The sequence below is a fragment of the Streptomyces sp. NPDC058773 genome (assembly GCF_042746015.1).
GTDB lineage: Bacteria > Actinomycetota > Actinomycetes > Streptomycetales > Streptomycetaceae > Streptomyces.
In genome coordinates this window covers 273,866-295,904 of the sequence record NZ_JBHYPE010000002.1, presented here as the reverse complement: position 1 = coordinate 295,904, position 22,039 = coordinate 273,866, and the positions used below count along the sequence as shown (strand labels likewise).

Annotated in this window: 19 protein-coding genes; 13 read left to right on the top strand and 6 right to left on the bottom strand. The window is 72.0% G+C overall.

Going from position 1 to position 22,039, the window contains the following annotated elements:
- Positions 1-27 precede the first annotated feature (27 nt).
- The 6 genes from ACFW5B_RS03285 to ACFW5B_RS03260 all read left to right on the top strand — a co-directional run bounded on the left by ACFW5B_RS03285 (position 28) and on the right by ACFW5B_RS03260 (position 5,708).
- Entirely contained in the window at positions 28-678 is a 651-nt protein-coding gene (locus ACFW5B_RS03285) for a thermostable hemolysin (RefSeq protein ID WP_386432428.1), read from the top strand.
- Entirely contained in the window at positions 665-2,236 is a 1,572-nt protein-coding gene (locus tag ACFW5B_RS03280; RefSeq protein WP_386432426.1) for an AMP-binding protein, read from the top strand. Before ACFW5B_RS03285 ends, ACFW5B_RS03280 begins: the two co-directional genes overlap by 14 nt.
- Positions 2,233-3,174: a TauD/TfdA family dioxygenase gene (locus ACFW5B_RS03275; protein ID WP_386432423.1), complete on the top strand. Its 942-nt coding sequence runs from the start codon at positions 2,233-2,235 to the stop codon at positions 3,172-3,174. The genes ACFW5B_RS03280 and ACFW5B_RS03275 overlap by 4 nt, the downstream gene beginning before the upstream one ends.
- A complete protein-coding gene (locus tag ACFW5B_RS03270) occupies positions 3,171-3,848 on the top strand; it encodes an O-methyltransferase (RefSeq protein ID WP_386432420.1) in 678 nt (225 codons plus the stop codon). Before ACFW5B_RS03275 ends, ACFW5B_RS03270 begins: the two co-directional genes overlap by 4 nt.
- A 73-nt stretch (positions 3,849-3,921) precedes the next feature.
- A complete protein-coding gene (locus ACFW5B_RS03265) occupies positions 3,922-4,449 on the top strand; it encodes a nuclear transport factor 2 family protein (protein ID WP_386432417.1) in 528 nt (175 codons plus the stop codon).
- Positions 4,446-5,708, top strand: coding sequence for an amidohydrolase family protein (locus ACFW5B_RS03260; protein WP_386432414.1), 1,263 nt, complete (start codon positions 4,446-4,448; stop codon positions 5,706-5,708). Before ACFW5B_RS03265 ends, ACFW5B_RS03260 begins: the two co-directional genes overlap by 4 nt.
- 9 nt (positions 5,709-5,717) lie before the next feature.
- On the opposite strand, the gene ACFW5B_RS03255 is transcribed toward ACFW5B_RS03260, so the two are convergent.
- The gene (locus tag ACFW5B_RS03255) at positions 5,718-6,227 is read right to left on the bottom strand and encodes a MarR family winged helix-turn-helix transcriptional regulator (protein WP_386432411.1); all 510 of its coding nucleotides are present in this window, start codon (positions 6,225-6,227) and stop codon (positions 5,718-5,720) included.
- 171 nt (positions 6,228-6,398) lie between these two features.
- Here ACFW5B_RS03255 and ACFW5B_RS03250 point away from each other — a divergent pair, with 171 nt between their 5' ends.
- Positions 6,399-7,208, top strand: a complete 810-nt coding sequence (locus ACFW5B_RS03250) for an alpha/beta hydrolase (RefSeq protein WP_386432408.1) — start codon at positions 6,399-6,401, stop codon at positions 7,206-7,208.
- A gap of 81 nt (positions 7,209-7,289) precedes the next feature.
- On the opposite strand, the gene ACFW5B_RS03245 is transcribed toward ACFW5B_RS03250, so the two are convergent.
- Complete coding sequence (locus ACFW5B_RS03245) at positions 7,290-8,198, bottom strand: CAP domain-containing protein (protein ID WP_386432405.1); 909 nt, start codon at positions 8,196-8,198, stop codon at positions 7,290-7,292.
- 309 nt (positions 8,199-8,507) lie between these two features.
- Here ACFW5B_RS03245 and ACFW5B_RS03240 point away from each other — a divergent pair, with 309 nt between their 5' ends.
- Positions 8,508-10,025: a sigma-70 family RNA polymerase sigma factor gene (locus ACFW5B_RS03240; RefSeq protein WP_386432402.1), complete on the top strand. Its 1,518-nt coding sequence runs from the start codon at positions 8,508-8,510 to the stop codon at positions 10,023-10,025.
- A 124-nt stretch (positions 10,026-10,149) separates the two neighbouring features.
- On the top strand, positions 10,150-11,157 hold the full coding sequence (locus ACFW5B_RS03235) for an NADP-dependent oxidoreductase (RefSeq protein WP_386432399.1): 1,008 nt from the start codon (positions 10,150-10,152) through the stop codon (positions 11,155-11,157).
- Between the two features lie 113 nt (positions 11,158-11,270).
- On the opposite strand, the gene ACFW5B_RS03230 is transcribed toward ACFW5B_RS03235, so the two are convergent.
- Positions 11,271-12,602: a M64 family metallopeptidase gene (locus ACFW5B_RS03230; RefSeq protein ID WP_386432396.1), complete on the bottom strand. Its 1,332-nt coding sequence runs from the start codon at positions 12,600-12,602 to the stop codon at positions 11,271-11,273.
- Positions 12,603-13,085: 483 nt separating this feature from the next.
- Between ACFW5B_RS03230 and ACFW5B_RS03225 the strand changes: the two genes are divergently transcribed.
- Positions 13,086-13,556, top strand: coding sequence for a lamin tail domain-containing protein (locus ACFW5B_RS03225; protein WP_386432393.1), 471 nt, complete (start codon positions 13,086-13,088; stop codon positions 13,554-13,556).
- 134 nt (positions 13,557-13,690) lie between these two features.
- Here the strand turns inward: ACFW5B_RS03225 and ACFW5B_RS03220 are convergent, their stop codons facing one another.
- The 3 genes from ACFW5B_RS03220 to ACFW5B_RS03210 all read right to left on the bottom strand — a co-directional run bounded on the left by ACFW5B_RS03220 (position 13,691) and on the right by ACFW5B_RS03210 (position 18,535).
- Positions 13,691-15,112 carry an amino acid permease gene (locus ACFW5B_RS03220; RefSeq protein ID WP_386432390.1) on the bottom strand — a complete coding sequence of 474 codons (1,422 nt, stop codon included), beginning with the start codon at positions 15,110-15,112 and terminating at the stop codon, positions 13,691-13,693.
- A gap of 89 nt (positions 15,113-15,201) precedes the next feature.
- Positions 15,202-16,548, bottom strand: coding sequence for an alanine racemase (alr, locus tag ACFW5B_RS03215; protein ID WP_386432387.1), 1,347 nt, complete (start codon positions 16,546-16,548; stop codon positions 15,202-15,204).
- A 352-nt stretch (positions 16,549-16,900) separates the two neighbouring features.
- Complete coding sequence (locus ACFW5B_RS03210) at positions 16,901-18,535, bottom strand: PucR family transcriptional regulator (protein ID WP_386432384.1); 1,635 nt, start codon at positions 18,533-18,535, stop codon at positions 16,901-16,903.
- 199 nt (positions 18,536-18,734) lie between these two features.
- Here ACFW5B_RS03210 and ACFW5B_RS03205 point away from each other — a divergent pair, with 199 nt between their 5' ends.
- From ACFW5B_RS03205 to ACFW5B_RS03195, 3 genes are all read left to right on the top strand, one after another.
- Positions 18,735-19,073, top strand: a complete 339-nt coding sequence (locus ACFW5B_RS03205) for a hypothetical protein (protein ID WP_386432381.1) — start codon at positions 18,735-18,737, stop codon at positions 19,071-19,073.
- A gap of 378 nt (positions 19,074-19,451) precedes the next feature.
- Positions 19,452-20,918: a cytochrome ubiquinol oxidase subunit I gene (locus ACFW5B_RS03200; protein WP_386432378.1), complete on the top strand. Its 1,467-nt coding sequence runs from the start codon at positions 19,452-19,454 to the stop codon at positions 20,916-20,918.
- Positions 20,915-21,970, top strand: a complete 1,056-nt coding sequence (locus ACFW5B_RS03195; protein ID WP_386432375.1) for a cytochrome d ubiquinol oxidase subunit II — start codon at positions 20,915-20,917, stop codon at positions 21,968-21,970. Before ACFW5B_RS03200 ends, ACFW5B_RS03195 begins: the two co-directional genes overlap by 4 nt.
- Positions 21,971-22,039 lie beyond the last annotated feature (69 nt).

Below are 22,039 nucleotides of genomic sequence, written 5' to 3'. Positions count from 1 at the left end.
CCGGCAGCCGGGGAAGGGGGGAGCACCGTGCAGATCGATCTGGCACACCGGTCGACCAGCTCATGGCTGGACGCCGCGGACCTCGCTCGCGAGGTGTACGCCCAGGCATACGGCGCCGATGTGGCGCCCCGGCCCGACTCGTTCATCGTCGCCCGGCCCGCCTGCGGCGATGCGGAGAAGCCCTGCGCGCCACTGGCCTGCGCGGGGCTCACCTTCGGCCGGGACCAGGAACTGTTCTCCGAGCTGTACCTCGACACCTGTGTCGAGGACGCCGCACTGTCCCGTCTCGGGATCTCGGTCGACCGCAGGCGGGTGGTGGAAGTGGGGGCACTGGCCACCCGCCGGCCCTCGGTCGGCCGTGAACTGATCAGAGCCACCCCGATCATCGCCTGGTGTCTGGGCATGGAGTACATCCTGTGCACCGTCACCCGGAGCCTGATCGCGACGCTGGACCGTACCGGCATCGCCTTCCTGCCGATCGGCCCGGCCGACCCGCACCGGCTGTCTCCCGACGAGGCCGCGCGCTGGGGCACGTACTACGAGCACGAGCCGCAGGTCGGCGTCATCCCGCTGAACACCCTGGACCGGCTGTTCTCCGACGCCACCGGGCGTTACTCCGTCACCGATCTCCAACTGAGCATCAGCGCCATGGAGGTGGCCGGTCATGCTGGGCATTGAGCAGAGCCTGGTCAGGTTCGGGGAGTCGGCGCGTCCGCTGATCGAGGTGCTGGGCGAGGACGGCACCCCGGCCAGGACGCTCAGCTACCAGGAGGTGACGCGCCGGGCCGCGGAGCTGGCCGAGCGGATCGGCGCTCGCGACGACCGGCCGCTGCGCATCGGCGTGGTCTGCGGCAACACCCCGGAATTCGTGGTCGCCGACCTCGCGCTGATCGCCGCCCGCGCCACCGAGGTGCCGGTCCCGCTGGCCTTCTCCGCCGAGCAGGCCGCAGGTCTGCTGGCGGAGACCGACCTGTGCGTGGTGGACGCCGCCGGGCAGGAACGGCTGACCCAGTGGGGCCGGGACCGGGTCCTGCCCGCGGACTGCACGGTGCTGCCGCTGTCCGCGGACGACCCGCTGCCGTCCGCGCCCCTGGTGCTGCCGCCGGGCGGCGCCGGGGGAGCGGACTGGGAGTGCAAGGTCATCCACACCTCCGGGACGACCTCGCGTCCCAAGGGCGTACGGATCCGGGCGGCGGCCCTGAACGAACTGCTGGGTTCACTGCGTTCGGTGATGCCCGACGGGGCTTTCTCCCGCTATCTCTCCGTCGTCCCGTTCAGCCTGCTCATCGAGCAGGTCACCGGCCTCTACATGGTCCTGCTCGACGGCGGGACGGTGGTCCTGATGCCGCCCGGCAAGGCCCTGGTCGGCACCGCCGCGGCGGCCGCCGCCGACGTCATGCCGTATGCGACGGCCGCCCGCCCGACCGCGATGGTCGCCACGCCCGCGCTGGTCGACGCCTTCGCCGCCGCCGCGGACGAGGCCGTGGCGAGCGGACGGCCGGTCGCTCCGGCCCTGTTCGGCACGCCCGGAGCGCCGCTGATCTGCTGCGGCGGCGCGCCCGTGCACCCCGAGCTGCTGCGACGGCTGGAGGACCACGGGCTCCCCGTGCACGAGGGATACGGGCTGTCCGAGAACAGCTCCGTGGTCAGCTGGAACACCCCGGACGCGCGCCGCCCGGGGACCGTCGGCCGCCCGCTGCCCCATGTCCGCGTCCGGACCGCGGAGGACGGTGAACTCCTCGTCAGCAGCACCTCGTTGTTCGCCGGCTACACCCGCGACGACCCGTCCAGCCTGGTGCTGGACGACGACGGCTGGCTCCGTACCGGAGATCTGGCCCGGATCGACGAGGACGGCTTCATCAGCATCACGGGCCGCAAGAAGAACGTCATCATCACCGCGGCCGGCCGCAATGTGGCCCCCGAGTGGGTCGAGGCGCAGTACGCCCGGCTCCCGTTCGTCCGCGCCGTCGCCGTGATCGGTGACGGACTGACCGCCCTCCACGGGCTCTTCCTCGTCAAGGAGTCCACCGACCTCGCGGCGGCCGAGGCGGCCGTCCGGGAATTCGGCGAGGCGCACCTCTCCGAGGTGGAGCGGATCGCCGTACCGCACCTCACGGTCGCCGACGAGCGCCTCTACCGCCGGTTCTTCACCGTTACCGGACGGCCCATGCGGGCGGCCATCCGCGCCGCCCTGTCCAACGGAACGCTGTACGACCACCAAGGAGCAGACGCATGACCACCATCGCTGACGTCGAGCCCTACGGGGCCGCTACGGGCCGGCTCGTCCTGCCCGCCGGGGACAGGTCGCTCGGTGCACTGGACCCCGCATGGGTCACCGGGCTGCTCGCCGACGCCGGCTTTCTGCTGTTCCGGGGCTTCCGCACGGACCTGGAGGAGTTCACCTCCTTCGTGAAGGCGCACTCCAGCCGGATCACCCTCGACCCGGCGCGCTCCTTCCACGGCGGCGAGGTCGCCCAGAAGGTGGACGCGGGCACCGTCGCCGTCGGCCTTCATCTGGAGAACGGCAACAGCCCCTTCGGCCCCGACCTGACGTGGTTCCTGTGCGAGAAGGCGGCTGCCAGCGGCTCTCAGACCACCGTCTGCGACGGCTACCGCGTCTGGGACGCGGCGAGCGACACCGCCCGTGAGGTCTTCGGCGTCAAGGACATCATGTACAGCCGCCGGGTGGAGGAGGCCAAGTGGAAGGCCTTCGTCTGCCACCAGACGGAAGGCCGCAAGAAGCTCGACGACGTCACCTTCGCCGATATGAAGGACCTGGTGGGCGGCAATGTGTCCACCACCCTCCAGCTCAACGACGACGGCTCCCTCCACTACGCGTACCGCACCGGTGCCGTCCACCGCACGCTCTTCGGCACCCGGCTCTCCTGGGCCAACAGCGTCTTCGGCCCCTCGTACAACTACGAGGCCCCGCGCATCACCTTCGCCGACGGCACCGAGATCCCCGAAGAGCTCCTCGCCGAGTTCCGCCGCCTCACCGAGGAGCTGACGGAGGAGCTGGAGTGGCAGGACGGCGACGTGGCCCTGATCGACAACACCCGGGTGATGCACGGCCGGCGCGAGATACTCGACACCGACCGGACCATCTACAACGCGCAGAGCTACCTCGACCCCGCGCTGCTGACCGCCGTGCGGGACGGGAGGGCACAGGCATGACCACCACCGCCGCCGGCCTCGACGACGAACGCGTCGTCGCGGTCCTGGACGAGATCGCCAAGACCGCCGAGCGCAACGACCCGGACGTCATGAAGCGCGCCTACGCCACCGCGGCCGACTGGCCGCAGCCGCCCACCGCCCAGGAGGCGGCCGAACTGTGCGCCCAGGCCGCGCTGCCCGTACACCCGCAGGTCGGCACCTTCCTGTACCAGCTCATACGGAGCCTGCGCCCGGCCCTCGTCGTGGAGTTCGGCACCTCCTTCGGCGCCTCGACGATCTACGCAGCGGCCGCCCTGCGCGACAACGGCGGCGGCCGCATCATCGGCTCCGAGCTGCATTCCGGCAAGGCCGACCGGGCTCGCGGCCACCTGGAGCGCGCCGGGCTCGCCGACTACGCCGAGATCCGGACCGGCGACGCCCGGGACCAGCTCGTCGCGCTTCCCGGCCCGGTCGACGTGCTGCTGCTGGACGGCTGGAAGGAGCTCTACCTCCCGGTCCTCAAGCTGCTCGAACCCGCACTGCGCGCCGGTGGCCTGGTCGTCTCCGACAACCTGCCGATGCTGCCACCCGAATTCACCGACCATGTCCGCACCGCCGGCAACGGCTATCTCTCCCAGCAGCTTCCGCTGGGCGACGGCATCGAATTCTCCGTCCGCCTTCAGGAAGGGGCCTGACAGCGGTTCCGCCCGGCTTCCCGAAGCCGCCGGCCGCGTCACCCCGTATGCACGGAAAGGGCACCGAACACCCGTGAACCCCCGCACCGACCGCCGTACCCTGCTCCGCGCCGGCGTCGCCGCGCTGCCCCTGGCAGCCGTGGCGCCGGTCGCACAGGCCGACGAACGCACCACGAAACTCAGCGTCGGCCAGGTGTCGAGCTGGACCGACGCCTATCTGGAGGCCTGGCGCACCAAGAACGACACCGCCGCGGTCCGGCTCTTCACCCCGGACGCCGTCTACGAGGCGGTGCCCGGGGTGGCCGAGCAGACCTTCCGCGGCCGTGACGCCATCGGCCGCTACTGGCGCGACATCACCGCCGGGCAGAGCGACATGACCGGCCGTCACGGCACTCCGGTCGTCACCGGCAACCGGGCGGCGGTCGAACTCTGGGTCACCCTGCGTGCCCCGGTCCTCAACCCCGACGGCGACCACTGGGTCACCTTCCTGGAGACCAATTTCCTCACCTTCGCGCCCGACGGCCGCTGCCGGCGCAACACCGAGTACTGGAACCTCCAGATGGGCCGTCTGGCACCGCCCCAGGGGTGGGGCTCTGCATGACCGCCGCACGCCTGCTCGTCACCGGTGGCCGGGTCCTCACCATGGACCCGGCCACCGGTGAACTGCCGTCCGCCGACATCCTGGTGGCGGACGGCCGGATCCTTGAGGTACGCCCGGACATCGACCCCACGGCGGCGGACGAGCGGATCGACGCCCGGGGGTGCCTCGTGCTGCCCGGCTTCGTCGACACCCACCGGCACATGTGGCAGGCGGCGCTCCGCGGCAGCGGCGCCGACCAGACCCTGGACCAGTATTTCGCGACCGTCCTGCACGCCCTCGCGCCGCAGCTCTCCGCCGAGGATCTCCATCTGGGCAATCTGCTGAGCGCACTGGGCGCCCTGGACGCCGGGGTGACCACCGTGCAGGACATCTCCAATGTCGACAAGCCGACCGAGGAGCACACCGACGCCCTGCTCGACGCGCTCACCGAATCCGGGCTGCGCAGCGTCTTCGCCTACGGACAGGGCACGGCCCGGGACGCCCGCCGTATCCGCAGCGGCCGGCTGCGCGCCCAGGACGGCCTGGTGACCATGGCGCTGAACGCCGAGGCCGGCAGTGACGAGAGCGTCCGGCGCGGCTGGGCACTGGCCCGTGAACTCGATGTGCCGACCGCGCTGCACGTCCGGGGCGGCAGCCCCATCTCCCGGCTGCGCCGCCTCGGCGTGCTGCGCCCCGGCACGGTGTTCATCCACGGCACCGGCATGGCGCCCGGCGAGCTGGAGCTGATCCACGACAGCGGCGGGGCACTGTCGATCGCACCCGCCATCGAGATGACCATGGGGCACGGGCTGCCGCCGTTCGCCGCCGCGGCGGCCGCCGGGCTGCGTCCGAGCCTCAGCGTCGATGTCGAAGTGGCCGCGCCGAGCGATATGTTCACGCAGCTGCGGGCCGCCTTCCAGGTCGGACGCTTCGCCGTGCTACAGGGGCACGCGGGCCCGGACGCGCCGTTGCTCACGGCCCGGGAGGTGCTGGAGTTCGCCACGCTCGGCGGCGCCGAGGCGCTCGGGATGGCGGACCGCATCGGTTCCCTCACCCCGGGCAAGCAGGCCGATCTGCTCGTGCTGCGGGCCGACCGCCCCGGAGTGGCCCCGCTGCACGACGCCACCGCGGCCGTCGTCTCGTCGATGGACCGCGCCGATGTCGACACCGTGATGGTCGCCGGGAGGATCGTCAAACGCGCGGGGCGGCTCCAATACGCCGGACTGCCGCGGCTGCTGGCGCGGGCGGAGGAGGTACGCGACCGGCTGGCCCGCCGCTGACCGCTCGCGTCAGCGGCGGATCAGCACGCCCTCTTCGATGGCGGCCAGCGCGATCCGCAGCTGCTCGCTGAGGGCCTTCGCGGTGGGTTCCGGAATACGGTCGACGAGCCGGGCGTGCACGGCGGTGGTGGCGCGTACCGCCGCCTCCGCCGTCTCCACCCCGCTCGGGGTGAGCTGCACCCAACTGCTGCGCGCATCGTCCTCGGCCGCCGCGCGGGTCACATAGCCGGCGGCCACGAGGCGCTTGATGACATTGCTGGTCCCACCGGAGGACAGCAGGAGCGCATGGGTGAGGTCGGTCGGCTTGAGGCGGTAGGGGGCGCCGATCCGGCGGAGGGTGGCGAGTACTCCGTACTCGGCCTGGGTCAGGCCCAGTTTCTCCAGCTCGCCGGCGGCGGCGAGGTCGAAGGCCGAAACCAACAGGGCGGTCCTTTTGGCCAGTTCCAGGGGGAGACCGGCGATTTCGGGCAGTTCATGGCCCCATGCCGAGATGATCTCGTCTACGTGGTCAGGCTCCACTGTGAACCGCCTTCCCTCCACCCGATGCTCGGTCCAAAGATATCCCACCCTCCACGCAGGTACGTTCTGACCTGGGGAGACTGTGTGCGTGCGAGATGTGGACGCTGTGAAAAGCTTTCCATCTACCTTTCAATATAGCTTTTTCCAATGCTTTCTCTCTATGCTTCTCCCATGTTCAAGCGTGAGCCGAGACGTGCCCTGGCCCTGGCAGCGGTCCTGTTTCTGGCCCTGACCAGCGCCACCGCCTGCGCCGGCGGTGGCGCGGAAACGGCCCCACCGGAGAGCGCGGTGGCGGAAAACCGTCGCTCCGCCGAGGAAGGAACCATCGCAGTGCGAGAGTTCAGCGCCACACCGGACCGGCTGCCGTCGTGCTTCCGCGACGTCAACGGCGCCACCGCGTACCGCCCACCCGGTTCCTCGGGGAAAGACCGCATGGTCACCCTCGGCACCGGCCCCCGCGGGGTGGTCTTCGCCCCCATCTCCTGGGGCGACGCCTGCGAATGGGCGGCCGAGGCCAAGCGGCTCGCCGCGGACGGCTACCACGTGGTCACCTTCGACTGGGGCGGGGACCGTCGCCGGACCATCTCCGACGCCACCCGCCTGCTGCGCTCGCGCGGTGCCAAGGACGTGGCGTGGGTGGGCGGTTGCATGGGCGGCACGCTGATGCTCGGCATGCTGCCGGACCGCACCGCCCGCCCGGCCGGAGTCGCCGGCATCAGCCCGCTCGCCTCGTTGGGCGGCTACTCCGCCGGAAAGGGCACGTCCTACGACGGCGAACTGCTGCTCCTGGGCACCGCCGACGACCCGCTCTCCGACGAAGGGAAGCTGCGCGAGGTCGCCCACAGCTTTCCCAAGGCCGAGGTCACGGTCCTGCCCGGCACCCGGCACGCCGCCGAGATCTTCGCCGGCCCGCACGGTACGGCGGCCCGCCGCAGCCTCGACGGCTTCCTCGACCGCACCTTCACCCCGGCCCGCGGCTGAGCGCATGGCGCCGGGGGACCCAGCGGTGCGGGCCGGAGCAGGCTCACACCGCTGGGGAACCCCGCCGGAGCGGGTGGCGTCTCAGGACTGGGTGCCGAAGTCCTGCGTCCACCACGGGCCGTTGCCGCTGAGATTGACGCCCACACCGGTGGACTTGTAGGAGCAGTTGAGGATGTTGTCGCGGTGCCCCGGGCTCTTCATCCAGCCGTCCACCGCCGTGGCCGGGTCCTTGGGGCTCTTGAAGATGTTCTCGGCCCAACTGGACCACGGGAAACCGGCCTTGGTCATCCGGGTGCCCGGGTCGACGCCTTCCGGGGTGTTGTGCTCGTAGTAGTTGCGGGCGGCCATGTCGTCCGAGTGGGCCTGCGCCGCGCGCTGTATTCGGGCGTCGACGGTGAGCGGGCCGCAACCGTGCTGCGCCCGCTGGGCGTTGACCAGCTCGACGACCTTCTTCGCGAACTGCGCGGCGGTGCCCGACGCGGCCTGCCCGCCACTGGGCGCGCCGCCACCCGTGCCGGAATCAACGTGCGGTGTACGGGGCGTCGTCCGCTTCACCGTGCCGGTGCCGCTGGGACGGCTCTTCTGCGGGGTGGGCGAAGCGTGCCGCTTGGGGTGCTTCTTGGCCTTGGACGGGGACGGCGACGGCTTGCGGTGCTTGGGCGAGGGTGAGGTGTCCGGCTTCGGGGAAGCGGAGACCTTCGCCGTGGGGGCCGACGGCTCGACCGCATCGGCCGCGACGGCCCGGTCGGTTCCGGAGTCGGGGCTCATCAGCACCGCGGACGCGCCGCCCACGGTCACCACGGCCGCCACCGCCAGCAGGGTGGCCTTGCGCCGGGGAGCGCCGGCGGAGCGGTGCAGACCGCTGGTCCGCCCGTGCCGGCCGCCCGCCCCGGCCCCACCGGAGCGGCGGTGCGCACCGGCCTCCGCCCTGCGGCCGCTTCCGGCCGGAGTCTCGTCGTGGCGCTCCGTCTGAAGGTGGTCGTTGTTCATGGTTCCGTTTCCTGTGGGGGACAGCGATCCGCCGGCCCACGGACCCCGGGGGCCCGTCCTTCTGCGGCCGGCACATGGGAGACCACGGGCCCGGCACCCGATAACGAAAAGCGCGAAAACTTTTTTCGGGAGCCGTCGGCAGGCCGGATCGCCATCGGTGTGAGCGGCCCGGGTGACCGGAAGTGCACCCGTAAGACGGGCCGGGGAACGGACCTCCTCCGGACCCACGTAGGTTTCTGTTATCGCGGGCAGCGCGCGGGATCTCCGGTGCACGGGGGGCAACGGATACGTACGAATGAACAGGAACGAATGGGCGTGAAGCAGGAATACGGGACGGAGGCCGTCGAGGCAGCCAAGGCCGGGGACGAAGAGGCCCGGGAGCAGCTGGTCGCCGCCTGCCTGCCACTGATCTACAACGTCGTGGGGCGGGCCCTGGACGGCCATGCGGACGTCGATGACGTGGTGCAGGAGACCATGCTGCGCGTCCTGGAGTCGCTGGCCGACCTGCGGGAGCCGGCGTCCTTCCGCTCCTGGCTGGTGGCGATCGCCATGAACCAGGTGCGCCGCCGCTGGACCGCCACCCGCAAGACCCCCGTCGTCGGCCTGGACCAGGCACCGGAACGCCCCGACCGCTCCGCGGATTTCGTGGACCTGACGATCCTGAAGCTGGGTCTGTCCGGCCAGCGCCGCGAAGTGGCCGCGGCCACCCGCTGGCTGGACGAGCGGGACCGTTCGCTGCTGTCCCTGTGGTGGCTGGAGGCGGCCGGCGAGATCACCCGGCCGGAGCTGGTCGCCGCCGTCGGGATCGACTCCCGCCATGCCGCCGTCCGGGTACAGCGCATGAAGGAACAGCTGGAGGCCGGCCGCGTCGTGGTCCGCGCGCTCTCGGCCACGCCCCGCTGCCCCGAACTCTCACAGCTGACGGCGAGCTGGGACAACGAGCCCTGCGCCCTCTGGCGCAAGCGAATAGCCCGCCACGCCCGGCAGTGCAAGGACTGCTCCGGGCACTGGAACGGCCTGCTGCCCGCCGAGGGCCTGCTGGCCGGTCTCGCCATGCTGCCGCTGCCCTCGCACCTCACCCCGCACGGCATCCTGCCCGCCGCCCCTGCCGCGGCGACCGTGCAGGCGACCTCGGCCGCCCCGCACCACGCCTCCGGTTCCTCCGGCGCACACCACCTGCCGAAGAGCCCGCCCCGGGGCAAGACCGGACCGGTCGTCGCGGGCACCGCCACGCTGGTGGTGGCCGTCGGCGCCGCCGTGTGGTGGTCCCAGGGCCCGCCCCCGGAAAAGCGGAAGGACGAGCCGAAGGCGACCCGCACCGTGGCCACGCGCGCGCCCTCACCGAGCCCGACCCCCACCACACCCGGCCCGAGCCCGTCGCGCGCCACGACCAAGCCCCCCACCCGGTCCGCCACTCCGACTCCCACCCCCACACCCACCCCGCCCGACCTGGAAGAGCAGGCCACCGCACTCATCAACCAGCGGCGCGCGCAGGCCGGCTGCCGCCCGCTGCGGATCGACCCGCGACTGCACACCGCTGCGCAGCGCCACTCCGCCGACATGGCGGCCCGCCAGTACTACGAGCACCAGACCCCGGAAGGCACCGGCCCCGACCAGCGGATCACCGCCGCCGGCTACCGGTGGAGCAGCTGGGGCGAGAACCTCGACCGTGGCAGGCGCACCGCCGCCCAGGCGGTGAACGACTGGATGGGCGACCAGATGCACCGCGACAACCTGCTCAACTGCGCCTACACGGATGTCGGAATCGGCGTCGTCGAGGGCCCCGGTGGGCCTTGGTGGACCCAGGACCTCGCGGCACCCGGCTGACCCACCGTTCCGATCGCCAACTGCCAATCTCCAACTGCCGACCCCGGCATGCGGAATGCACCGTGGGCCGGGAGCGCTGCACCTGACGGAGAAGCAGTTCCGTCGCACACAAGGAGAACAGCGCATGGCCGACACCGCGCAGGAGTGGCAGCTGACCGCGCGTCCGGTGGGGCGCCCGGTGCCGGAGGACTTCCGGCTCGTGGAGCGGGAGCTGCCGGCACCGGCCGAAGGCGAGGTCAGGGTCCGCAACACCTTCCTCTCGGTGGACCCGTATATGCGGGCCCTGATGAGTACCGCGGAGACCGGGAGCCCGGCCTATGGGTTAGGCCGGCCGATGACGGGTGGCGCGGTCGGCGAGGTGGTCGCGTCACGGGCGGGCGGCCTGTCGCCGGGGGACCTGGTGCTCAGCGATCTCGGGTGGCGTACCGCCGCGGTGGCTCCCGCCGGATGCTTCACGCGCCTGCAACGTGTCGACGGAGTCCCGGACTCGGCGTTCCTCGGCGTCCTGGGGATGCCCGGGCTGAGCGCCTACGTCGGGCTGACCGAGATCGCGGGCCTGCGCGAGGGGGACACGGTCTTCGTGTCCGGCGCGGCCGGGGCGGTGGGGAGTCTGGCCGGGCAGATCGCGCGGCTGCGGGGGGCGAAGGCGGTGATCGGCAGCGCCGGGTCCCCGGCGAAGGCGGAGTATCTGACCGGTGAACTCGGCTTCACCGCGGCCTTCGACTACAAGACCGGCAAGGTGCGCGAACTGCTGGCGGAGGCCGCCCCGGACGGCATCGACGTCTACTTCGACAACGTCGGCGGAGACCACCTGGAGGCCGCCATCGCGGCGCTGAACCTGAACGGCCGGGCCGCCCTGTGCGGCGCGGTCTCCGGCTACCACGACACCGAACCGGCGCCGGGACCGCGCAACATGGTCGAGCTGGTGAAGAAGCGGATCACCCTGCGCGGTTTCGAGGTCGGGGACCATGCGCATCTCCGGCCGCGCTTCGCCGAGGAGATGGGTGGCTGGCTGGCCGACGGAAACATCACCTTCCGCGAGACGGTCGAGGACGGCATCGCCCACGCGGTGCGGGCCTTCCTCGGGCTGATGGACGGCCGGAACACCGGAAAGATGGTGGTACGCCTCTGACCGCGCCGCCATCCGGAATCCCGTCCCGTCTCCGGTCCGGTCACCGGGGAGCGGGCGGCCGGCCCGGCCCGCCCGGTGACCGGGACGGTGTGCGACGAGCGGTACGGGTCGTCTCAGGGCGCGATGTGCCAGCTCAGCGAACGGGACAGCAGCTTGCGCAGCGCCGGGTCACGGACCGCCTTCGTACGGTCGCTGGCGCGGGCCGTGACCGTATGGGCGCGGCCGTCGGCCGGGACGCCGAGGGTGCGCGGGACGACCGTGGACCGGCCGCGCGCGGCCCGCTGCTCACGGCCGTCGACGTACCACGTCAGCTGCGCGGAGGCGGGTGCGGTGACCCGGATACGGGTCCCGCGGGAGATTGCGTGGTGGGTGGAGACCGGGCTGCTCAGCACGCTCGCATAGCGGTAGAAGCCCGCGATCATGCCTTCGCGGCCGGGGAGGTTGAACTCCTGGCCCAGGGTGCGCATGATCGAGTTCTCGGTGGGGCGGTTGAGTCCGTACTGGTAGTAGCCGCCGCCCTCGAAGGCACCCACCGCGCCGCCGTCCGGCGACTGCTGGCCGATCCAGCGGTACCACTTCTGCTGCTGCGCGGTCATCTGGTCGGCGGAGAGCTTGCTGAGATTGGCCTCGGCGGGTTCCGGGCCGGAGTAGGTCCCGGACTGGCCGTAGTCGTACTCGTCGGCGAGCTTGCCCAGCGAATGACCGGTTTCGTGCACCGCGATCTGGTCCGACTGGTCGTTGTCGGAGGAGGCCGTGGCGATGCCGTCGTAACCGACCTGCGAGGAGACGTCGTTGTAGCCCGCACCGCCGTACTTGGTGGAGTTGGAGAGGACCACGACGAGGTCGGCGGCCGGGGCCTTGGACGCGTACGACTCGACCTTGCCGGTGTCGACGCACAGCAGCCGCTCGGTGTCCTCGCAGAAGAACGCGGAGTCGAGGGCGGTGTCGCGGACCACGTCCTTCGTCGGGTCCCCGGAGACACCGGACTCGTTGGAGACGGCGTCGACCGCCCAGATGTTGAACAGTCCGCGGTACGTGGCGTACGGCTCGACGGCGGAGATCTTGGCCCACTTGGCGCGGACGTCGGCGTGGAAGTCCTCCTGCTGGGCGGCGGTGTAGCCGTCACCGATGAAGACGATGTCGAGCTTGGAGTCGACCGTGCCGTTCTGCACGATCGAGGTGACATCGCCGTCGCCGGCGGCGATCGCGGCCTTCTCGGACGGTGCGAGGGGCTTCGAGGCCGGGACGGTGGTCTGCCGTGGGTGGCCACCGGCAACGTTGAAGTACTCGACGTGCTGGGTGCGTTGGGCGGACGGGGCCGGAGTGGCGCCTTCCGCGGTGGACGCGGCGGCCGTCGTGGCCACCGCCACTGCCGCGATGCCGACGGACACCGCAGTCCGTATGGAGGTGCGTCTGCGGTGAGGTCCGGAGGTGTTTCTGCGCATGGGGGGTTCCTCCCGGAGCAAGCCCGCCGCAAAGGCGACGGGCCGAGCTGAATTCAGGCGCGCTCAACGTAGAGGCTCCGGGGTCAGCAGGCAACGGATGAGGCCCAAGTGGCGCACCGCAAAGCTGAGTTCGGGTCAGCCGGGGAGTTGAGGGGCCGTTCCCGAGGCGACAACACCCGTCGCTGAAAAGGGACGTGTGCCAAGCGGGGCGGACTCCGCGGGTCGGCAGGTCAGCCCCGGGATGGTCCGCACCCCCGTAAGGCCGTGCGGGGATACGTGTAGGGGGTGTTGCGGGTGAGGGGGTGAGCGCGGGGGCGTACGCGCCTGGCGTGGGGCGGTTGTGTATATGTCCGTGTTTTGTAACACCAACATGGATTTCTTCCGCCAAGGCGTGACGGGCCGTCACTCTGTGGGAGCCCGGTCAAACCGGCCGGGAGTCCGGTTTTTGGGCGCCCGACAAGGGCGTCCGCCACAGGAGGTTCGATGTTCCGTATCGTTTCGCGTGTCGCCATGGCTGTTCTGGGCTCCGCAGCCCTTACCGCCACCGCCGCCCTCCCGGCCAGCGCGGACGGCCACCACTGCCACGCTCCGCACTGGCGCTCCGCCGTGGTCCTGGGACCGATCCAGTACGACAGCCCGGGACGCGACGACCGCTCGAACCGCAGCCTCAACGCGGAGTGGGTGACGGTGCGGAACACCGGCCGCACACCCGTCAACATCAAGGGCTGGAGCCTGTCCGACAAGAGCGGACACTCCTACCGCTTCGGCAACGTCCGGCTGGCCGGCCACAGCCAGGTCCGCGTCCACACCGGCCGCGGCTTCGACAACCGCTGGGACCTCTACCAGGACCGGCGCAACTACGTCTGGGACAACTTCCGTGACACCGCGACCCTGCGCAACGACCACCGCCGGGTCGTCGACCAGGTCCGCTGGGGCCACGGTCACCGTCACTGACTCTCGGTGGAGGTGAACCGGTGAGGGAGACGGCCCATGTCCCCCTCACCGGTCACCACTTCCTTACCCGGTGCGCCACAGGCAGCCAGCCTGTGGCGCACCGCCATTTTTGCGCACCGCCCGGTGCGCGGTCGTCAGGCGGCCCGGCCCCGGCGGGTGGAGAAGTAGCCCGCCGTGAGGATCGCCGCCCAGACCGGGGCCACGTACAGCGCGATTCTGGTCTCGGCGTCGAAGGCGAGCAGGACGAGCACCAGACAGAGGAAGGTGAGGACGAAGTAGTTCGACACGGGGGCCAGCGGCATCCGGAAGGACACCGGCCGCAGCCGCCCGGCGCGGACCGCCGCCCGGTAGCGCAGATGGGCCCAGGCGATGATCCCCCAGGTGAAGACCGCGGCGACGGTCGCGATGCTGGTGACGTACACGAAGGCCTTCTCCGGAACGAAGTAGTTCGCGGCCACACCGAGCAGCATCACGGCCATGGACGCGAGGATGCCCGCGGCGGGGACGCCCTGGCGGCTGACCCTGCCGAAAGCGGCCGGTGCGTGCCGGTCCCGGGCCAGGGTGTGCAGCATCCGGCCGGTCGAGAACACCCCGCTGTTGCAGGAGGACAGGGCCGCGGTGAGGACGACCAGGTTCACCACACCGGCCGCCGCCGGGATGCCGACCTTGGCGAAGACCAGCACGAACGGGCTGACCTCCGGATCGAGTTGGTTCCACGGGACCAGCACCATGACCGCGGTGAGGGCGCCCAGATAGAACAGGCCGATCCGCCAGATCACCCGGCGCACGGCGGTGGGCAGGGTCTTCTCCGGGTCCTTGCTCTCCCCGGCGGTCACCCCGAGCAGTTCGACGCCGACGAAGGCGAACACCACCACTTGCAGGGCGAGCAACGGTCCGGCCATACCGTGCGGGAAGAAGCCGCCGTGGCTCCAGATGTTGCTCAGTGACGCGGTGTCCCCCAGGGGACCGAAGCCGAAGATCAGGATGGCGGCCGCCATGACCAGCAGCACGACGATGGTCAGCACCTTGATCAGCGCGAACCAGAACTCGAACTCGCCGAACAGCCGGACCGCCACCAGGTTGGCCACGCCGAGGATCGCCAGCGCGATGAGTCCGGGCAGCCACTGGGGCACCGCGGGCCACCAGAACCGGACGTAGATCCCCGCCGCGGTCAGCTCGGCCGTACCGGTGACGACCCACATCAGCCAGTAGCTCCAGCCGGTGGCGAACCCGGCCCAGGACCCGATGAACTCCTCCGCGTAGGTGGCGAACGAACCCGACACGGGCCGGTGGACCAGGAGTTCGCCCAGGGCGCGCATCACGAAGAAGATGACCACGCCGGCGAGCGCATAGCTGAGCAGCAGGCCCGGACCCGCGTCGTGCAGCGCCCCGGCGGAACCGAGGAACAGCCCGACCCCGATCGTGCCTCCGATCGCGATCATCTGGATGTGGCGGGAGTGAAGACCCCGGTGGAGGTGCTCGGGGCCGGCGCTGTCGGGCCCGGTGTCGTCGCGGTCGAGGGGGTGGGGTGCGGACGGTGGTGGCCGGTGCGTCATGGTGCAGGCTCTTTTCGTCAGGGACGGTCATCGAAAGAGGCAGTCATCCAAGGAGCGGCTGTCCATAGGGGGCGGTGGAGGGATGGGCGTCAGCCGGGGGCCGTGCCGTCGTCGTAGGTGCGTGGCACGCGGGCGCCGATGCGCGTGACGATCTCGTGGGAGATGCTGTGGGCGGCCCGTGCCCAGTCCGCCGCGCCGGGCTCCCCGCGGTCGCCGGGCCCGAAGAGCACGGCCTCGTCCCCGGGTGCGGCCGGGGCGTCGCCGAGATCGACGACGAACTGGTCCATGCACACGGTGCCGGCCACCGTCAGCCGCCGGCCGCCGAGGAGCACCGGCCCGGCCTGCGACGCATGCCGGGGCACGCCGTCGGCGTAGCCGAGCGGCACCAGTCCGAGCGTCGTCTCGCGGGTGGTGCGATAACGGTGGCCGTACGAGACGCCCTGCCCGGCGGGGACCCGCTTGACGGAGGCGAGCCGGGCGGTGAGGGTCATCGCCGGGCGCAGTCCCAGTTCCGTGGGCCCGGCCAGGTCCGGCACCGGGCTCAGTCCGTAGACGGCGAGCCCGGGTCGTACGAGGTCGAAGTGCGCCTCCGGAAGCGTCAGCGTGGCGGCCGAGTTGGAAAGATGCAGCACGTCGGGGGTGAGCCCGGCCCGGCGGGCGAGCGCGGCCGCGTCGCGGAATGCCGCCAACTGCCGCTCGCAGGACGGGTGTCCCGGCTCATCGGCCCGCGCCAGATGCGACCACACGCCGACCACCCGGACGTACCCGGCCGCTTCGGCGGAGGCCGCGGCGTCGACCAGCGCCTGCCAGTCGCCCGCGGCGGCGCCGCCACGTCCGAGCCCGGTCTCCGCTTCGAGGTGCAGCAGCGCGGGCCGGTCCACGGCCTGCGCCGCCCGGACCGCGGCCCGCAGCGCCCAGTCGGCCCCGGCCGACAACTCGACGTCGGCGGCGACCGCGGCGTTCCAGTCGTCCCCCGGCGCCAGCAGCCAGGCCAGCAGCCGCCCGGGGACACCGGCCGCCCGCAGCGCCAGCGCCTCCCGCATCCCGGCGACGCCGAGCCAGGTGGCACCGCCCGCGAGCGCCGCGCGGGCGACGGGGACCGCGCCGTGGCCGTATGCATCGGCCTTGACCACGGCCATCACCTCGGCGGAACCGGCCGCTTCACGCAGCCGGCTGACGTTGGAACGGATCGCCGCGAGGTCAACTCGGGCCTGTGCGTGCGGTGTTCCGGCCGACCGCGGTGTGCCGCCGTGTCCTGCTTCCGTCGGTCCGGCAACCGGCTCCGGTCCTGCGGCGGGCGACGGAATCGCGGCCGGGCCCGTGGCCGGGGGCGACCCGACGGCCACCTGCTGAGGGTGTCGTGCCATGACCGTGGTCACCGCCGCTCCCGATCCGGCTTCGACGCTCTCGGCCGCGCGGGGAATACCGACTGCCATGCCACCGTCCTTCCAGGGAAACCAGTGCTGCCCGATGGGCTGCGGGTGAACCCATGGTTGCGACGGGGGAACGGGCCGTCATCGTGCGCTCGGCACCGTCTCGGACCGGTCACCGGTGGGCCCGGAACAACGGACGGCGGCAGGGCAGCAGGCGGCACGCAGGAGAACGGAACGGGAAAGGCGGCAGGCGGGCGGACGACAAGGGAGGACCGCAGGGCGGCGGGCGACAGGGGAGAGGGCGGGCGAGAGGGGGAGGGGAAAGGCGACATGCGGGACGACGGCATACAGCTATCCCGACACACCAAGACGCAAAACCGTCAAAGCGACATACCAGGCAGTGGCCCGGAACCGCTCACCCGGAAGCACTCTCCCCGCCGACCGGGCTGCCCTGCGCGCCGTCCGGGCCGCCCTCCGCGCCGTACCGGCGGGCGGTGAGCTGGAGCAGCAGGGCGGTGCGGACTTCCGGGTCGTCCAGCGGCAGGGCCACGACCTCCTGAAGCCGGCGCAGCCGGTGCCGGAGCGTGTTGGGGTGGATGTGCAGCCGGGCGGCGGCGGCCCGTGGATCGCCCCGTTCCTCCAGCCAGGCGTGCAGCGTCGGCACACAGTGCGTGCCGTGCGCACGGTCGCGGTCCACCAACTGCTGAAGCGGCCCGATGGCCGCGATCCGTGCCGCCGCGGCGGACCGGGCGACATGGCGCAGCACGACCGTGGCCCACACCTCGTCGTGCACGGCCCGGTCGCGCGATATCAGGCCGGTCCGGAGCAGATCGAGCGTGTCGTCGGCCTGCTCACGCGACCGGGCCAGCCCGGGGACCGACGCCGCGAGTCCACCGACCGCGACGAGCGGAGCGGGCATTCCGATGGAGCCCTGGAGCGTCTCCAGCCATCCAGGACCGTCGTCGGCACCGGCGGCTACCCTCTCCGCCGGAACGATCCCGTAGACCACCCCGCCGACGACCGCCGCGGGTGACCGCAGACGACTGCCACGGAACCGGGACATGCGCTCCCATACAGTCAGCCGCTGGCGCTCCGCCTCGTCGTCGTCCTCGGAGCGTACCCCCACGGCGATCACCCGCCAGGGCCCGGTCGTGAGGCCCAGACGCCGCGCCGCGTCGGCCGCTCCCTCCTGTCCGTGCAGCACCGTGGCGACCATGTCGGTCAGCACCAGCCGTTCCACATCCGCACCGGCCCGTCGCCGCAGCAGATGCAGGGCGGCGGTCGCGGCGGTGTCGGCGAATGCCGCGGCCCGCTCGGCGGGTACCGGACCCGGCACGATGGCCCAGATCGAGCCGAGCACATCCCCGCCGGCGTGCACCGGCATCACCAGCCGTGGCTTGGTCCCCTCGACCACCGCGGGTACGTAGATGGGTCCGGTGTCCTTGGCGATCTTGTGGAAGACGCCGTACCGCCGGAACTGGGCGTTCACCTCGTCGGGGACATGCCGCCCCATGATCGTGGCGACCCGCGCCTCGTCGCCGCGCTCCTGCCGCGCGGAGTAGGCCAGCACCCGGGAGCTGCGGTCCTCGATGGTGACCGGTGCGTCGATCACGGCGGCGATCGCATCGGCCAGCCCGAAGAGATCACCCGCCTCGGCGCCGGCCGTCCCGCTGCCGGAGTCCGCGTACCCCTCGCTGTCGAGCACCGCCCGCAGCAGCGACACGACCTGCGCCCAGCCGGCCTGCTGCTCGACCCGCACCAGCGGGAGCCCCGCGGCGCCCGCGGCCGTGACCACCGATGCGTCGACCACGGCCGGCGCCTTGAGCAGCAGTGCGCCGGCCGACCGACCGGCGCACAACGACAACAGCCGCAGGGCCTGTGAGCGCTCCGTGATATTCACGCCGAGGACGACATCGCCCGGCCGCAGATCGAAGCCACCGTCCGGCTCGGCGATCACCACATCTCCCACCGGGACCGCGGTGCCCCCAGGGGCGCACACCCCCGACAGCACGGCCGGCCCGACGGAGCCGAGAAGCCGCTGCAGAGTCATCACTGGCATCACCCGCTCACCGTTCCACCCCCATCGTGCCCTACGGAATCCGCACCTCCGCATGCCGGGCCCACCCGGGCCCACCCGGGCCCGCCCCGTCCCGTCATTTCCACGGACGGAGGTGAACGGCAGCGGGCGCCGCTGCGTATCTCTCCATATCCGTGCCCCTGGGCACCGGTCCACGATGTGAGGAGGCAGCATGACTGACCCGGGTATCCCGCAGCTGCAGGCATTGCCGGACGGAGACGCCGAACTCTCTCTGGTGGTGCGTCTGCAGTGGGAGGACGTCGCCGCGCTCGGTCAGGACGCCGCACGGCTGGCTGCCCGCTTCAAACGCCCGGTGACGCTGGACGAGGCCGCCAGCCAGCGGTTGCGCATCCGGCCGCCCGCGGCCCATGCCAAGGCCATGCCGCAGGAACGGGCCCAGCCCGCCGTGGCGTCCACGACGGTGTCGCCGCTGCCCGCCCGCTCCCCGCAGGAACAGGCCCGGCAGGCGATCGAGAAGATCAACGGCAACGCCGGTCACGAGACGGCGTAGGGGGGGCGACAAGGAGCTGAATGGCGCGAGGGAGACCGGCGGGTCTCCCGGCGGAGGGGTTCGGTGGTGTGGGGCCGCCGGGCCCCTCCAGCGCTGTCCGCGGTCCCGTGGCCCGTGCGCCCGCCGGCCGCCCGGCGCCGGACCGCCCTGAGGTGCGCCGGGCCGCCGGCTGGGCCGACCGGGCGAAGAACATCGGCGCAACGGCGCAACCCGGACGCACGGTGCGTGCCGCCCCGCGCCCCCCGGTGGTTGTGTGACGAGCCGGCGCGACCGGTGCGGTGCTCCGCAGGGCCGGGGCCGTGCACCGGGGAGGCGGGCAGGCGTGGACGCCGAGGCCGGCGCGCTCCTGAACGTCCCGACCAGCGAAGGCACAGAGCCATGCACACCACGGTCATCCTGCTGGCGGACGCCCCGGCCCAACTGCTCCCGGCCCGCCAGCTGATGGCCTTCACCCTGGCCTCCCACATCATCCTGGTGCCGTTCGGGGTGGCACTCCCGCTGCTCACACTGGTGATGCACTATCGCGGCCTCCGCCGCAACGACCCCGTCGCACTGCTCCTCGCCCGGCGCTGGTCGGCGGTGATGGCGGTGCAGTTCGCGGTCGGTGTGGTCACCGGCACCGTGCTGTCCTTCGAGTTCGGACTGCTCTGGCCGGGCCTGATGGGCAAGTGGGGCGGCGTCTTCGGCATCGGATTCGGGGTGGAGGCCTGGGCCTTCTTCCTCGAAGCGGTGCTCATCGCCATCTACCTCTACGGCTGGCGGAGGCTGAAGCCGCGCACCCACTTCCTGCTCGGCCTGCCGTTGCCCGCCGCCGCCCTGCTCGGCGCGTTCGGCATCCTGGCCGCCAACTCGTGGATGAACACGCCCCGGGGATTCACCCTCGACGCCGGCGGCACCCCGCAGGACGTGCACATCTGGTCGGCGATCTTCACCCCGATGTTCGGGCCGCAGTACTGGCACTTCGTCGTCGCCATGCTGCTCACCGCGGGCTACACCGTCGCCGGTGTCTACGCCGTCGGCTGGCTGCGCGGCCGCCGCGACCGCTACCACCGGCTCGGCTTCACCCTTCCCTTCACCCTTGCCGCGGTGTTCACCCCGGTGCAGTTCCTGCTGGGGGACTCGATCGCCCGGTCGGTCTTCCACAAGCAGCCGGTGAAGTTCGCCGCGACGGAAATCGTCTGGCGGACCGACACCCATGTACCCGAGTACATCTTCGGGCGCCTGCACCCGGACGGCACCGTCTCCGGCGGCATCAGAATCCCCCAATTCGACTCCATCCTCGCCGGGTTCACCCCCGGCACCAAGGTGACCGGACTGACCTCCGTCCCCGCCGCCGACCGGCCGACGGCCACCCAAGCCACCATCACCCACTGGGCGTTCGACCTGATGGTGGTGATCGGCTCCCTGCTGATCCTGCTCGCCCTCTGGTACGGCTGGTGCCGGCTGCGGCGGCACCGGCTGCCCGCCTCACCGTGGTTCTTCCGCGCCGCGGCCTGCGCCGGCGTCGCCTCCGTCGTCGCCGTCGAATGCGGCTGGGTCACGGCCGAAGTGGGGCGCCAGCCCTGGATCGTCTACGGGCACATGCGCATCGCCGAGGCGGTGACCCCGACCCGCTCCACCAGCCTCTGGATCATGCTGGGCCTGGTCGTCGTGGTGTACGCGTTCATCTTCGGCTCGCTGCTCGCCGTGCTGCTGAAGATGCGTACGCGCTGGCGGCTCGCGGACGCCCGCCGGTCGGCGGGGGAGCGGACCGAGGAACCGGAGGCCGAAACCCCGTACGGGCCCCGCGCGCGGGTACCCGCCGACGGCACCGGGCCCGGCCCGGCCGAGGACGGCCGGCCGTGATCGCCGACGTCATCGCCGTGGTGCTGCTGCTCGCCGTGGCCGCCTACGCCTGCGCCGGAGGCACCGACTACGGAGCCGGGTTCTGGGACCTGACGGCCGGTGGCGCCGGGCGCGGCGCGCGCCCCAGGTGGCTGATCGACCACGCCATGGCTCCCGTATGGGAGGTCAACAACGTCTGGCTGGTCTTCGTCTTCGTCATCATGTGGACCGGCTTCCCGACGCTCTTCCAGACGGTGTTCTCCGCGATGTGGCTGCCGCTGGCGCTGGCCGCCATCGGCCTGGTCCTGCGCGGTGCCGGCTTCGCGCTGCGCAAACCCATCCGCCGGATCGCCGGCCGCCGCCTCTACGGCGCCGCCTTCGCCCTCTCCTCGCTCCTCACCCCGTTCTTCCTCGGCGCGGCCGTCGGCGGCATCGCCTCGGGCCGGGCGGTCCCGGGAACGGAGGCCTCGGCCCACGCCTGGTCCAATCCGACCTCCGTCCTCTTCGGGCTGATCGCCGTCGTGGTGACGGCCTTCCTCGGCGCCGTGTTCCTGGCCCGCGACGCCGTCCGCTTCGGCGCACCGGACCTGGTGGGCTACTTCCGGCGGCGGGCACTGGGCAGCATCGTCGCCCTCGCCGTCCTGGCGGCCGTCATGCTGACCGTGACCCGGACCGATGCCCCGCACGTCTGGCACGGGCTCACCCACGGCGTCGGCCTCGGCCTCGTCATCCTGGCCGGCGTCTGCTCCGTCGCCACCGGATGGCTGCTGCTGCGCCGCTCCGGCGCCTGGTCCCGGGTCACCGCCGTCGGCGTCGTCGCGGCGGCGGTCATCGCCTGGGGCGCCGCCCAACGCCCCTACCTCGTCCCCACGTCGCTGACCGTGGCCGAGGGCGCCGGTGCCCCCGGCAGCCTGCGCTGGACCGGCCTGGTCACCGTCGTGGCCGCGGTGCTCGTCCTCCCGGCCGTGGCCTTCCTCTACTGGCTGGACACCCACGGCGAACTCGAACCGCTCTCCGACACCGACCTGCGCCGCACCGAACCGGCCCACGACGATCCGACCGAGCTCAACTGACCGCGGTACAACGGTGGAACAGGGCGCGACGGCCCGGCGGCCCGGGGCCGCCGTCAGCAGTACCTGCGG

Bases quoted from the DNA above. Each gene is read 5' to 3' on its own strand.
- ACFW5B_RS03260 (WP_386432414.1), top strand. From the start codon at position 4,446: ATGACCGCCGCACGCCTGCTCGTCACCGGTGGCCGGGTCCTCACCATG.
- ACFW5B_RS03270 (WP_386432420.1), top strand. From the start codon at position 3,171: ATGACCACCACCGCCGCCGGCCTCGACGACGAACGCGTCGTCGCGGTC.
- ACFW5B_RS03275 (WP_386432423.1), top strand. From the start codon at position 2,233: ATGACCACCATCGCTGACGTCGAGCCCTACGGGGCCGCTACGGGCCGG.
- ACFW5B_RS03280 (WP_386432426.1), top strand. From the start codon at position 665: ATGCTGGGCATTGAGCAGAGCCTGGTCAGGTTCGGGGAGTCGGCGCGT.
- ACFW5B_RS03240 (WP_386432402.1), top strand. From the start codon at position 8,508: ATGGGCGTGAAGCAGGAATACGGGACGGAGGCCGTCGAGGCAGCCAAG.
- ACFW5B_RS03220 (WP_386432390.1), bottom strand. From the start codon at position 15,112: ATGACGCACCGGCCACCACCGTCCGCACCCCACCCCCTCGACCGCGAC.
- ACFW5B_RS03235 (WP_386432399.1), top strand. From the start codon at position 10,150: ATGGCCGACACCGCGCAGGAGTGGCAGCTGACCGCGCGTCCGGTGGGG.
- ACFW5B_RS03245 (WP_386432405.1), bottom strand. From the start codon at position 8,198: ATGAACAACGACCACCTTCAGACGGAGCGCCACGACGAGACTCCGGCC.
- ACFW5B_RS03205 (WP_386432381.1), top strand. From the start codon at position 18,735: ATGACTGACCCGGGTATCCCGCAGCTGCAGGCATTGCCGGACGGAGAC.
- alr (WP_386432387.1), bottom strand. From the start codon at position 16,548: ATGGCAGTCGGTATTCCCCGCGCGGCCGAGAGCGTCGAAGCCGGATCG.
- ACFW5B_RS03210 (WP_386432384.1), bottom strand. From the start codon at position 18,535: ATGACTCTGCAGCGGCTTCTCGGCTCCGTCGGGCCGGCCGTGCTGTCG.
- ACFW5B_RS03200 (WP_386432378.1), top strand. From the start codon at position 19,452: ATGCACACCACGGTCATCCTGCTGGCGGACGCCCCGGCCCAACTGCTC.
- ACFW5B_RS03225 (WP_386432393.1), top strand. From the start codon at position 13,086: ATGTTCCGTATCGTTTCGCGTGTCGCCATGGCTGTTCTGGGCTCCGCA.
- ACFW5B_RS03230 (WP_386432396.1), bottom strand. From the start codon at position 12,602: ATGCGCAGAAACACCTCCGGACCTCACCGCAGACGCACCTCCATACGG.
- ACFW5B_RS03250 (WP_386432408.1), top strand. From the start codon at position 6,399: ATGTTCAAGCGTGAGCCGAGACGTGCCCTGGCCCTGGCAGCGGTCCTG.